Origin of the sequence: Paenibacillus sp. LjRoot153 (assembly GCF_964253085.1) — a bacterium.
Classification (GTDB): domain Bacteria; phylum Bacillota; class Bacilli; order Paenibacillales; family NBRC-103111; genus Paenibacillus_E.
This window is the reverse complement of sequence record NZ_CAXUQH020000001.1, coordinates 5,333,988-5,346,967: the sequence shown is the minus strand read 5'-3', so window position 1 is coordinate 5,346,967 and position 12,980 is coordinate 5,333,988. Positions and strand designations below refer to the sequence as shown.

Genomic DNA, 12,980 nt, shown 5'->3' with positions numbered 1-12,980 from the left:
GAATCGCTAATGAATATTAGATCGTTTTACAAACATTACCATCTGATGCTTTTGCCGGGCATTGTGCTTCTCATTATTTTCCAGCTTATTCCGATGTTCGGAATCGCCATTGCGTTCCAAAATTTCAAGATCGGATTGGGCATCTGGGACTCCCCTTGGATTGGGCTCGAAAATTTCACGTACATGTTTGAGTTAGAAGACAGCAAAACGATCTTCTTTAATACCGTATTTATTGCGGTCTGTAAAATTATTGCTCATTTGATCGTTCCACTCACATTTGCGATATTGCTTAATGAGGTTCGATTTCATATTTTCAAAAGATGGGTACAGACGGTTGTATACCTTCCACATTTTATTTCTTGGGTTATCTTAGCCGGTGTCGTGATGGATATGTTGTCCTTGGATGGCATCATCAACAGTGCGTTGAAAATGTTTGGTTTCGAACCGATCATGTTTTTGGCTAAAAACAGTTGGTTTCCTACCATTGTGGTTAGTTCAGATATTTGGAAAGAATTTGGATTCGCTGCCATCATTTATTTAGCTGCCTTAGCTGGCATTAATCCTTCGCTTTACGAAGCGGCTGAAATGGATGGCGCTAATCGATTGAAGCAGTTATGGTATGTTACTTTGCCAAGTTTGGTCCCTACCGTCGTGTTGTTGGCTACCTTAAGCATTGGTAATATTTTGAATGCAGGTTTTGATCAAATTTTCAACTTGTATAATCCGCTTGTTTACCAATCAGGCGACATTATTGATACGTATGTCTACCGGGTTGGACTCGTGCAAGCACAATATGGTTTAGCAACCGCTGTCGGTCTATTGAAATCGCTGATCGGTTTCATACTCATCATCATCTCTTACAAAATTGCTTATAAATACGCCAATTACAGAATTTTCTAATGAAGCAGGTGAATACTCATGGTACGAAATAAAACAATTTCCGCTCAGGTAGCCGAAGCCATTCTCATCTTAGTTATGCTTCTCATCTCGTTCATGTCGCTTGCACCTGTTGTACATGTATTCTCTGTCTCGTTTAGCGATAACGCTGCAGCGGCAGGCGGCTTAGTCAAGTTTTGGCCCGTTGGATTTACTTTGGAATCCTATCGCAAAATTTTGGAAGAGCCACACTTTTTCAATGCCTTTCTAGTCTCTGTCAAACGGGTATTGCTTGGCGGTGGTATTAACTTCATATTGACTGTTATGATGGCTTACCCCTTGTCAAGAAGTAACAAAGAATTCCCGCATCGAACCATCTATATGTGGTTTATGTTATTCACGATGTTATTTACCGGCGGGATTATTCCTTTATATTTAACAATTAAATCCCTTGGGATGTTCAATACGATCTGGGCACTCGTGCTGCCAGGTGCAGTACCCGTGTTTAACGTGATCTTGTTAATGAACTTCTTCCGAAACTTGCCGAAGGAGCTCAGCGAAGCGGGGTACATGGATGGAGCAGGCCCTTGGTACATGATGATTCGCGTGTATCTACCACTATCATTGCCGGCTATGGCGACCGTTACGTTATTCAGTATTGTTGGTCATTGGAATGCTTTCTTTGACGGGATGATTTTTATGCGCAGCGCGGAATATTATCCACTGCAAACCTATATTCAGCAGCTTGTTGTGAGTCAGAACGCCATGTTGGAGCTTGATTCGTCCAAATTGGAATTATTAATGAAAGTCTCGGATAAAACACTCAATGCAGCCAAGATCGTCGTATCTATGGTGCCGATTCTAATAATTTATCCATTCCTGCAAAAATACTTTATTCATGGCATTATGCTAGGATCTGTCAAAGAATAGTTGAAAAAGAGGTGCAGTGAGATGACATGGAAGGTCATGACTTTCAATTTACGATACAACGAGCCGAAGGATGGGGACAATGCATGGCCTTTTCGCGTTAAGCGTGTTTCTCAAACCATCCAAGCACACGATCCTATTCTTTTCGGCACACAAGAAGGTTATTATGACATGCTGACGGAGCTTCATGAAGAGCTGCCAGCCTACAATTGGATTGGCACAGGTCGGTTTGGCGAGCATGAGGATGAGCATAATGCTATTTTCTTTAAGAAAGATCAACTTGAAGTTCTTGAAGAGGGCCATTTCTGGCTATCGGATACACCAGAAGTTGCCGCAACGAAATGCTGGGACAGCATGTTCCCAAGAATGTGTACCTGGGTTCGATTCAGAGACAAGAGCAGCAATAAAGCATTTGTTGTCTACAATACGCATTTGGACCACCGCAGCCAGGAAGCAAGAGAAAACGGCATAAAGGTTATTTGGGATTACATTATAACGCATCAAGCTAACCAACCCTTACCAGTTATTCTGATGGGAGACATGAATAGTCATCCGAGCAATCCTACTATCCGATATTTGAGCGGGGAGTCAAAGGAAGAAGGACCGCAAGGTTGGTTGAAAGACGCTTATTCGCTACTTGAAGGACCTATTGGTCGAACTGCGCACGATTTCAATGGTGGAGCAGATGAAGAGCCGATTGACTATATATTCGTATCGCCTGAGGTAGAACTGTTGGAAACGATCGTCGATAGAAGGCAAATTGGAGGGGGCTACCCTTCCGATCATTACCCCATTATTGCAGCTGTGCGTCTATCCATTAACAGCGTCAATCAAGGAGATAAACGATGAAACCTGAAGAAAGAAATCGTTCAGTTTTGACAATTACGCGCGAAATTGCCCATACGGAGCAAAGCGCTTATATCGAAGTACCTTTTGAGATGCCTGAGCATGTTGAGGAGATAGTCGTATCGTATACGATTGAAACGCACGGTGCGCAGAAAGCTATCATTGACTTGGGGCTGAGGGACGCAGGGCGAGTGAGAGGCTGGAGTGGAGGCGCACGCAAAAAGTTTCAAGTCGGACTGGAAAAAGCTACGCCGGGCTATATGTCAGGCGGCTTAACGCCTGGCAATTGGGCCGTATTGCATAACGCCTACAAGGTGCCGAGCGAAGGTTGTTCGGTTCACGTTACTATCGAATTTCGGTTGAAAACGCCTCGTTGGCTAAAGGGAGATCTGCATACACATAGCGTGAACAGTGACGGTACGTTTACGCTAGAGGAAAACGCAGCAATCATGGAAGAACTTGGTTGCGATTTTATCGCTATGACCGATCACAATACCATTAGCCAGAACCTGACTTATCCACGAAATACGAATGTTCTCATGATTCCAGGCATGGAGTTCACAACGAACTTCGGACATAGTAATTTCCTAGGTGTAATTGATCCCATTCTTGATTTTCGAGTAAAAGGGCAGCAAGACGTCGAGGCTAAGATCACCGAAGCACGCGCAAATGGCGCCAAAATCGTCATCAATCACCCGCACTGTGAATTTTGCCCATGGGAATGGGATTTCAATGTCGATCATGATTGGGTTGAAGTGTGGAATGGGCCGTTTGCAGATCGAAATGCGAGAGCATTGCAATGGTGGCATGATCAACTCGTCTCCGGCAGAAGACTTGTTGCCGTTGGCGGCAGTGATACACATCGCCGAGATCCCTATGTGAAGCATGCCATGCCTTGTACATGGGTGTACGCTTCTGAGAAAACCGTGGATGGCATTTTGAGTGCGATTGATCTGGGTCATGTTTGCATTACGTATGCGCCGGAAGGACCTTTTGTACAGCTAAATTACGGTAGTTATATGGTTGGAGACGTTGTTCCAGCTGGGGAGTCAAACGAAGTGGTTTCTTTCCAAGCAGAGGATCTTAAAATCGGGGATACGGTGAAATTAATTAGTAATCGGGGTTTGGAGAAGGAAGTTAAAGTGTCTGCGGATGGCGTTCTTGCAATTCAATGCGACGCGCAAGGCACTACATTTGTACGTGCAGAGGTCTGGCGGCATTTCCAAGAAGTCAACATGACGTTGATGGCTGCGTTAACGAACCCTATTTATTTTGATAAGTAAGGAATATATAGGAAATTAGACAGATGAATATCGGTGAAGGAGTTCAGAAGATGGTGCAGCCTTTTGAGTTGCATACGCTTCGCATTTGTTAGGACGTTTAGGAGGTTATTGAAGTGAAGGTTCAATACGGTATTTCCGCCATCAATTGGGTGAATGAAGACATCAAAGAATATGGAAACCACTACACCGCCGAGCAAGTACTGACCGAAATGGCCAGTCTCGGATTCGAAGGCACGGAATATTGCCGCAAATTTCCGCGTGATATTGACGCGCTTAAGCAGCTATTAGCAAGTAAAGAAATGGTTCTCACTTCACAGTGGAGATCGGTTCACTTCAGTGATCCGACTCGACATGAGGAGGAGATGGAGGCGTTTCGTGCGCACGCAGACTTTCTGAAAGCTATGGGATGCAAGCACGTCGTGACATGCGAATCTAGTAATAAGACTGAGGATCTGGCTAATAACAAGATCCATATCACTCCCTTAACGGATGCGCAGTGGGGACATATGGTAGAAGGCTTACATAAAGCAGGCCAGTACTGCAATGACAATGGCATGAAGCTTGTATATCATTTCCATGGTGAAACGGTCGTTGAAACCAGCGAAGAAATTGCTCGATTAATGGAAATGACCGACTCTGCGTTAATACATTTGTTGTATGATACCGGTCACGCTTACTATGGAGGCTGCGATCCGCTGTATATTTTGCAAACGTACTATGATCGCATCGCTTACATCCATTTGAAAGACGTACGTGAACATGTGTTGGAACAGCATCTCAAAGACGGATACCGTTTCCGTGAAGGTGTGCGAAGAGGCGTATTTACAGTCCCTGGGGATGGTTGTATTGACTTTGAACCTATCTTTGAAGAGTTGCAGGAACGTGATTACGAAGGATGGATCATTGTTGAGGCTGAACAAAATCCGGAAATTGCGAACCCCTTATTTTACGCTGAAAAAGCAAGGAACTACTTAAAAACATTAACCGAATAATTGGCACAACATGCCCCTGGCGCTTCATGAATCCAGGGGCTCTGTTTCAATTAGTTGATCCAAGCGAAATCAAGAATCGAAACCGATGAAGGAGTATATAACAATGAAACAATTATCCATTTCCGGCTTTTCGTCGACATGTTCACAAATGATTCTGGGTTCTGATTATTTCCAGCCTTCGATACAACAACAAGTCGACACCCTGCTTGATGCTTATGTTGATGTTGGCGGCAATGTGGTAGATACTGCGCATGGCTATCGAGCTGGCGAAAGTGAGAAAGCCATCGGTCTTTGGATGAAAGCGAGAGGCAATCGCGATCGGATACATATCCTGACGAAGGGAGCGCATCATGATGCCAACGGACCACGGGTGAATGCGGAAGCAATTACAAGTGACCTAACCGATAGTTTACAGAGATTACAAACCGATTATATCGATTTCTATGCCTTGCATCGCGACGATCCCGAAGTTGCTGTAGAACCTATCATTGATATCTTGAATGAACATATCCATGCTGGGAAAATCCGTGCGATAGGCGCTTCCAATTGGACGCATCAGCGAATCCAGTCAGCTAATGAATATGCTGCGCGAAACGGATTAATTGGCTTTACCTTTAGCAGCACGAATTTAAGCTTAGCTGAGCCCAATATGCCTCGCTGGCCAGGTTGTGTTTCAGCAGATGAAGCAACGTGCGCATGGCATCAGCAGACTAACACGCCGCTATTTTCTTGGTCATCGTTGGCTGCCGGTTTCTTGACGGGGCGCTTCACTCCAGACAATCGCGATAACGAAGAGATAGTTCGTGTCTATTACAACGAACTAAATTGGCAACGACTGGATCGTGCCAAACAATCGGCGGAACACAAAGGGGTAACATTAGCTCAAATTTCATTAGCTTATGTAACGAATCAACCATTTCCGACTTGTGCCATTGTTGCTGCCCATTCCTTAGAGGAACTGTATGCGAATCGTGCAGCCGTAGATATCGTGTTATCCGCACAAGAAGTACGTTGGCTGGAAAGTGGCAAAAGGTAAGGGAAAGGGGATTCGCTCCCGAACTAACCGAGAAAAACAGTTTGGAGGGGAACAAAATTGTGAAGACACTTTTTTCTGCTGATGGCGTTGTAACGCCAAGCTGCTCGAAAAGCCACATCACTTACACCTTGCATCTCCATGCTGCTGTAGATGAATTGATTGTGGATTTTGCCTATGAGCCTAAGACGTTGGAAGATGAGATGAAAGCTAAAGCGCTGATCAATGAAGGTCTTCAACGCTATATGCTTCCGGAACATGTAGAAGCAAGTCAGCGTAACTGGAGGTCATATTTGCCTTTACAGAATTTACTTACGCTTTCCTTTGATGATGAAAATGGCTTTCGCGGAGCTGGGCATCGGCACGACTCCGTTCAACGGCTTAAAATATCTAGAGAAGAAGCCTCTCCAGGATTGATACCGGGACAACTTCCACGGGGGCAGTTCCGAGTGACGATAAGTCTTCATTGCGTTGTATCTGAGCAAGTCCGTTACAGTTTGCGAATTGCAGAAGGGGGGCAAGGTGAATGAGTCACTGGCAACCCTATGAGCTTCATACGCATACCTTTCATAGTGATGGGAAACAGTCTCTCCTTGACTTAGCAGAGGCTGCTAAGTCGCTTGGATTTGCCGGCTTCGCATTAACCGACCACAATACAATGACAGGCCTCTCTGAACGTAATCAAGTTGAGGATCACATTGGAATTGATATTATTCAAGGACTGGAATGGACGACTTTTTTTGGCCATATGGTTACGCTGGGAATTCGTGACTATGTGGATTGGCGGCAGTTAAGTCCTTTTCATATTTCCCGGGGTATTGAAGGAGTCCATCGCCAAGGTGGTGTTGTTGGAATTGCTCATCCCTTCCGTGTTGGAAGCCCCATGTGCACTGGTTGTTTTTGGGAGTTTGAAATTTCCGATTGGGATGAGGTTGACTATATCGAGGTTTGGTCAGGTTTGTTTCCTTCCATTCAAAAGAATAATAGTCGGGCATTTGCGCTATGGACTGATTTACTTAATCGCGGGATTAGGATCTCCGCCACAAGCGGAAGGGATTGGCATGTCAAAGATCCAGTGAAAGAACCCGTGTGTGCAACGTATCTGCATATGGACCAGGATGAAGGGGCGGAATTCGGTGTAATCAATGCACTGCGTAACGGATCGATCGCGGTCTCCATGGGGCCGCTTCCTCATCTAGTCATTCGTAACTTGGAAGGGCAGTCGAATGTTGGAATCGGTGGAACGGTAAGCAGAAAAGCGAATGCGTCCAACCAATATGAGATCGTGATTGGAGTCGATTTTGCTGCAAGGGATGGACATTGGGAGTTAATGAACACCTCCGTTACGATGCGATTGAACAGCAACAAGGGTGACATTGCCGTGTGTGAACTGTCGAAAATAGATCAGGAAAAAGTGCTCTCACTTGACTTGGATGGCGTTAGTTGGATGAGAGTTGAAATGTTTGGGACGTTCCATCAGGTTTATACCATGATTGGATTTACGAACCCGATTTATTTCAATGATTGAGGGAGGAAGGGATGACAATGGCTCACATTTCCAATGTTTGGTATATTTCTCACTTAGACCTATTGATCCGGATGTTAGTTGCTACGATACTAGGTGGATTGATTGGGTTAGAACGGGAATGGAGTAACCATGCTGCTGGGTTTCGAACGCATATTCTCGTTTGTTTAGGTTCTACCACGATCATGTTGCTGTCCATTTATGGATTTTCGGAATTCGTCAATGAATCGAATGTGCGTGCTGATCCAGCCAGACTAGCAGCTCAGGTCATCAGTGGTATTGGCTTTCTTGGAGCAGGAGCCATTTTACGGAACGGATCGGTAGTCAGCGGACTCACCACCGCTGCTTCCGTGTGGGTTGTTGCTGCTGTTGGACTATGCGTCGGAGCAGGATTTTTCTTCGTCGCTGTGTTGTGTACCTTCTTGGCTTTAGTTAGTTTGCTCCTATTGAACAAATGGGAGAAACACTTGCTAAGAAACCGTCGTGTCCATGAGATTACCGTTAAGGTACTGGATCATCCAGGTGTTCTCGCTAAGATCGCATCCGCGTTAGGGGATCAAGGTATTCAAATCATGAAGATGAAAATGATTCCTGATGTTGAGATAACGGGAAATAGCCTCGAGAAGCCAACGATGCAGCTCTGTTTCACGATGAAGGCACCGGAGAAAGGTAAGCTCCTTGCCGCACTAGATGAAATTCATCGGTCCGAGTATGTGTTGTCAGCTGATTCACCTTGGTTGGAAGGACTTCAAATCAAACAAGCGATAAAAACGGTGAGTATGCCGTAACACATGTGATTCTAATTAGGAAACAACAAAAACGGAGTACCGTGAGTTCACGGGCTCTGTTTTTGTTTGTAGGCTTTATTAAATATGAGCCGAACGTTGGTTTCTCATTGATTAATACGCAGCCTATTTGGCCAAGATTGAGGCTGCTTCGCAGCCCTTTTTGCATTCATTTAACATAAATGAAGCGAATCGCTACATGCATCAATTTGGGGTATTTTCCATTTTATTGTATAAATTTCATCGTATCTACAAACAATTGAATACAATTGGCATTTTGATTTATCAGAGGAGGATTATCGTGTTAGATTGGGTTGAAATAGTTTTACGCACATTTTTATCAATTGTGGTGCTTTTCCTTATGACCAAGCTGTTGGGTAAAAGGCAAGTGACCCAGCTTTCCTTCTTCGAATACATAACTGGGATTTCCATTGGTAATCTCGCGGCGTATATATCGTTGGACACGGATACGACATGGTATCTAGGGTTGGTCGCTATAGGGGTATGGGTGACTTGTACGTTAGGCATAGAATTTCTGCAGCTAAAAAGTAAAAAAATGCGGGATTTCATTGATAGCAAAGGGACAATTCTCATTAGAGATGGCAAAGTCATGGAAGATAATTTAAAGAAAGAACGCCTAACAACGGATGAACTCATGGAGCAACTGCGCAAAAGGTCGGTATTTAAAGTGGCCGATGTGGAATTTGCCATTATGGAACCTAGCGGAGAAATTAATGTCCTCTTAACGCGCGAGAATCAACCGCTGACGCCCAAACATTTAGGCATTCAGGTTGCGCCCGAGAAAGAGCCACAGGCAGTGATCATGGATGGTGTAATTATGGACGAACCTTTGGCTACCCTAGGTTTTAGCCGGGCATGGTTGAATACCGAGTTAGTAAAAATAGGTGTCACGGTCGAAAATGTATTTCTAGGTCAAGTGGATTCCTACGGTCAATTGTTTGTGGATTTGTATGACGACAAGATTACAGTACCTGTGCCACAGGAAAAAGCAACGCTATTTGCAACGTTAAAACAATGCGAAGGCGATTTAATGTTGTATGGATTGTCCACAAATAATAAAAAGGCTAAGGAAATGTACGAGCAATGCTCGAAGCAAATGGAGGAAATCATTGCACAATTGAAGCCGATCCTTAAGCGGTGATGCGAAATTCGACAAGACATACGGCGACAACTGGGCTTTCAGCCATCTTGACAGCTCGCGAAGAAGCGTGTGAAAATAAGATTAGGTAGGATTAGGCAAAAACATAATAAACGATAAAGTGGTGATCGCGATGAAGGATCGGCTGGAGCTTGATACCGGACAATCGCATACAACCCTCTTTTTTAAAAAAGGGACCGTATGGAAGTTAACAACTTCCGTACGGTCCCTTTCTTTTGGTAAAGCGAGAAAGGAAGGAGTCTGAGTTGACATGGCGATGGTATACAAACAGCAGGAAAGCAGCCTAGAAGCGACCCCAGTGTTATTAAACGGGGAGCAATTGATACCTGAGTTAGTCGCGGCGGTTGTTTATGATCATGTGCCGGTCGGACTGGATGAACAGGCGCTCCAGCGTGTGATTGCGTGCCGCAACATGGTGGAGGAACTGGTCGCAGCTGGTAAAGTGGTCTACGGAGTAACGACAGGGTTCGGAAAATTTAGCGACGTGTCTATTTCACCGCAAGACGCTGTTCAACTGCAGATGAACCTGATCCGCAGCCATGCTTGCGCTGTCGGTAGACCGCTGCCGGAACCGACGGTTCGCGCATTGATGCTGCTGCGCGCAAACGCGCTGGCCAAAGGACATTCTGGCATCCGCCCGGAAACGCTGCAGCTGTTGATCGATTGCATCAACTGTGGCGTACACCCGGTCGTGCCTGAACAAGGCTCACTTGGCGCTAGCGGAGACTTGGCTCCGCTGTCTCATGTGGCCCTAGTGCTGATGGGCGAGGGCGAGGCTTTTTATCAAGGTGAACGCTTGCCGGGTGAGAAAGCGCTCGCAAATGCAGGGCTCAAACCGATTAGCTTGCAGGCCAAAGAGGGGCTAGCCCTGATTAACGGCACGCAGATTATGACGTCCATCGGTACGTTGGCGCTTATTAAATCACAACGACTTGCGAAAATCGCCGATGTAATCGCATCACTGACGGTTGAATGCTTGCGCGGCATTCCGGATGCTTTTGCAGATGAGGTGCAACAGGTTCGCCCTTATCCTGAACAAATCGGCGTAGCGAAGAACCTGTGTAGCCTGCTGAAAGGCAGCAAGTTGACGACACGACAAGGCGAGCTTCGCGTACAGGACGCTTACTCACTGCGCTGCTTGCCACAAGTACATGGCGCGACACGCCAAGTTCTTGCCTATGTGCAGGATAAGATTGCCATTGAAATGAACTCGGCGACCGACAATCCGTTGTTGTTTGTGGATAAAGGTCTTGTCATCTCCGGCGGTAATTTCCATGGGCAGCCGATCGCGTTCGCCATGGATTTTCTGAAAATCGGCATGAGCGAGCTCGCTAACATTTCGGAACGTCGCACCGAACGGCTGGTTAATCCAGCACTATCCGGGGGACTGCCTGCTTTTTTAAGCCATAACCCAGGGGTGTGTTCCGGCATGATGATCACGCAATATGTTAGTGCATCTATGGTTTCGGAAAATAAAGTGCTCGCCCATCCGTCAAGTGTAGACTCGATACCTTCTTCGGCGAATCAAGAGGACCATGTGTCTATGGGAACAACAGCAGCGCGGTACGCCGCGCAGGTCATCGACAACGTGTCCAAGGTGCTGGCGATCGAGTTGATTTGTGCAGCTGAAGCTGCTGATTTTGTAGGATCAGAGGGACTTGCTCCGGCGACTCGGGTTCTGTACGATAAGCTGCGGGCGCTCGTTCCCCCCGTTGTGGAGGACCGATCGACTTCCCGTGATATCGAAAACGTGGCGACGGCTTTGCTGGAAGGCGAGTGGTTGCAAGCGGTTGAGGTAGTGACTGGAACGCTATTTTGACTAAAAAGAGTAACTTAGAAGGAGATCACTTATGACGAATTCTAATCCTCCGAAAAGAGTAATTCGCGCCCCTCGCGGCACAGAGCTATCCTGCAAAGGCTGGGTACAGGAAGCTGCTATGCGCATGCTGATGAACAATCTTGACCCGGAAGTTGCAGAACGACCGGAAGAACTCGTCGTCTACGGCGGTATTGGCAAAGCGGCTCGCAACTGGCCTTCCTTCGATGCCATCGTCCGCGAATTGCAGCGCTTGGAAAGCGATGAAACGCTGCTCATACAATCTGGCAAGCCGGTCGGCGTTTTCAGAACCCATGAACGTGCACCGCGTGTGCTGCTCTCTAACTCTGTACTTGTGCCCAAATGGGCGAATTGGGAGCATTTTCGTAAGCTAGAGCAAAAGGGGCTGATGATGTACGGGCAAATGACTGCGGGCAGCTGGATTTACATCGGGACACAGGGAATTCTGCAAGGTACGTATGAAACCTTTGCCGAAGCGGCTCGCCAGCATACAGGAGGTTCGCTCAAAGGTACATTGACATTAACCGCAGGCCTTGGCGGCATGGGCGGTGCTCAACCGTTAGCCGTCACCATGAATGAGGGCGTCGTCATTGCAGTCGAAGTTGACCGAACGCGCATTGAGCGCAGAATTCAAACTCGTTACTGTGATGTGCTGGCTGAAACACTGGATGAAGCGTTGATGTTGGCAAGTAAAGCTATGGAAGAGAATAAAGCGCTAGCCATTGGTTTGCTGGGTAACGCAGCAGATATATATCCCGAATTCGTGCGTCGCGGCATCAAGCCACATTTCGTCACGGACCAAACATCGGCTCATGATCCGCTGATCGGCTATATCCCAGTTGGCTTTACGTTGGTCGAAGCAGCGCTACTTCGTGAGAAGGATCCTGAGCTATACGTAAAGCTTTCGAAGAACAGTATGGCGACCCATGTGCAAGCGATGCTTGACCTTAAGGAAATGGGCTCTGTCGTGTTCGATTATGGCAATAATATTCGTCAGGTCGCCTTCGACCAAGGGATTGCCAATGCTTTCGATTTTCCCGGCTTCGTTCCAGCTTATATCCGACCGCTTTTTTGTGAGGGTAAAGGACCTTTCCGCTGGGTAGCGCTCTCAGGCGATCCGGAGGACATTTGCAAAACAGACGAACTAGTGATGAAGTTATTTCCAGATAATGATCGCCTGCACCGCTGGATTACGATGGCAAGTGAGCGAGTCGCGTTCCAAGGTCTCCCGGCGCGTATTTGCTGGCTCGGTTATGGGGAGCGTGAGAAATTCGGTCTGGCATTGAACGACATGGTGAGAAATGGCGAGTTGAAAGCACCGATTGTGATCGGTCGCGATCATTTAGATTGTGGCTCTGTAGCTTCGCCAAATCGTGAAACGGAAGCGATGAAAGACGGTTCTGATGCGGTAGGCGACTGGGCGATCCTGAATGCGCTGATCAACACGTCAGCAGGGGCATCTTGGGTTTCTATCCATCATGGCGGTGGCGTAGGCATGGGCTATTCGCTGCACGCAGGGATGGTGATCGTAGCGGACGGGACGGATGCGGCAGATGAGCGTCTCCGAAGTGTGCTGACTTCTGACCCCGGTATGGGGGTTATCCGCCATGTGGATGCGGGCTACGTCGAAGCGATTGAGACAGCGGAAAAGCACGGCATCCGCATCCCCATGCGTGAGCAGGGACAGTAAAGAAGG

General features: G+C 46.7%; 12 protein-coding genes. All 12 read left to right on the top strand.

Translation table 11 applies throughout. The features are described from left to right. Positions 1 to 9: 9 nt before the first annotated feature. The gene (locus ACSQ8P_RS23335; protein ID WP_436237364.1) at positions 10 to 900 is read left to right on the top strand and encodes an ABC transporter permease; all 891 of its coding nucleotides are present in this window, start codon (positions 10 to 12) and stop codon (positions 898 to 900) included. 18 nt (positions 901 to 918) lie between these two features. Then, positions 919 to 1,806, top strand: a complete 888-nt coding sequence (locus ACSQ8P_RS23330) for a carbohydrate ABC transporter permease (RefSeq protein ID WP_436237363.1) — start codon at positions 919 to 921, stop codon at positions 1,804 to 1,806. A 36-nt stretch (positions 1,807 to 1,842) separates the two neighbouring features. Further along, positions 1,843 to 2,652 (top strand): endonuclease/exonuclease/phosphatase family protein, encoded by an 810-nt coding sequence (locus ACSQ8P_RS23325; RefSeq protein ID WP_436237362.1) that lies wholly within the window; start codon positions 1,843 to 1,845, stop codon positions 2,650 to 2,652. Continuing rightward, a complete protein-coding gene (locus tag ACSQ8P_RS23320) occupies positions 2,649 to 3,932 on the top strand; it encodes a CehA/McbA family metallohydrolase (protein ID WP_436237361.1) in 1,284 nt (427 codons plus the stop codon). Before ACSQ8P_RS23325 ends, ACSQ8P_RS23320 begins: the two co-directional genes overlap by 4 nt. A gap of 113 nt (positions 3,933 to 4,045) precedes the next feature. Then, a complete protein-coding gene (gene iolE / locus ACSQ8P_RS23315; RefSeq protein WP_436237360.1) occupies positions 4,046 to 4,924 on the top strand; it encodes a myo-inosose-2 dehydratase in 879 nt (292 codons plus the stop codon). A 103-nt stretch (positions 4,925 to 5,027) separates the two neighbouring features. Next, on the top strand, positions 5,028 to 5,960 hold the full coding sequence (locus tag ACSQ8P_RS23310; protein WP_436237359.1) for an aldo/keto reductase: 933 nt from the start codon (positions 5,028 to 5,030) through the stop codon (positions 5,958 to 5,960). A gap of 59 nt (positions 5,961 to 6,019) precedes the next feature. After that, the gene (locus tag ACSQ8P_RS23305; protein WP_436237358.1) at positions 6,020 to 6,487 is read left to right on the top strand and encodes a hypothetical protein; all 468 of its coding nucleotides are present in this window, start codon (positions 6,020 to 6,022) and stop codon (positions 6,485 to 6,487) included. Then, positions 6,484 to 7,485, top strand: coding sequence for a CehA/McbA family metallohydrolase (locus tag ACSQ8P_RS23300; protein ID WP_436237357.1), 1,002 nt, complete (start codon positions 6,484 to 6,486; stop codon positions 7,483 to 7,485). Before ACSQ8P_RS23305 ends, ACSQ8P_RS23300 begins: the two co-directional genes overlap by 4 nt. 11 nt (positions 7,486 to 7,496) lie before the next feature. Further along, complete coding sequence (locus ACSQ8P_RS23295) at positions 7,497 to 8,270, top strand: MgtC/SapB family protein (protein ID WP_436237356.1); 774 nt, start codon at positions 7,497 to 7,499, stop codon at positions 8,268 to 8,270. 298 nt (positions 8,271 to 8,568) lie between these two features. Next, complete coding sequence (locus tag ACSQ8P_RS23290; protein ID WP_436237355.1) at positions 8,569 to 9,429, top strand: DUF421 domain-containing protein; 861 nt, start codon at positions 8,569 to 8,571, stop codon at positions 9,427 to 9,429. 274 nt (positions 9,430 to 9,703) lie between these two features. Further along, entirely contained in the window at positions 9,704 to 11,266 is a 1,563-nt protein-coding gene (gene hutH / locus ACSQ8P_RS23285) for a histidine ammonia-lyase (protein WP_436239586.1), read from the top strand. Positions 11,267 to 11,297: 31 nt separating this feature from the next. Then, a complete protein-coding gene (gene hutU / locus ACSQ8P_RS23280; protein ID WP_436237354.1) occupies positions 11,298 to 12,974 on the top strand; it encodes a urocanate hydratase in 1,677 nt (558 codons plus the stop codon). Positions 12,975 to 12,980: the final 6 nt, after the last annotated feature.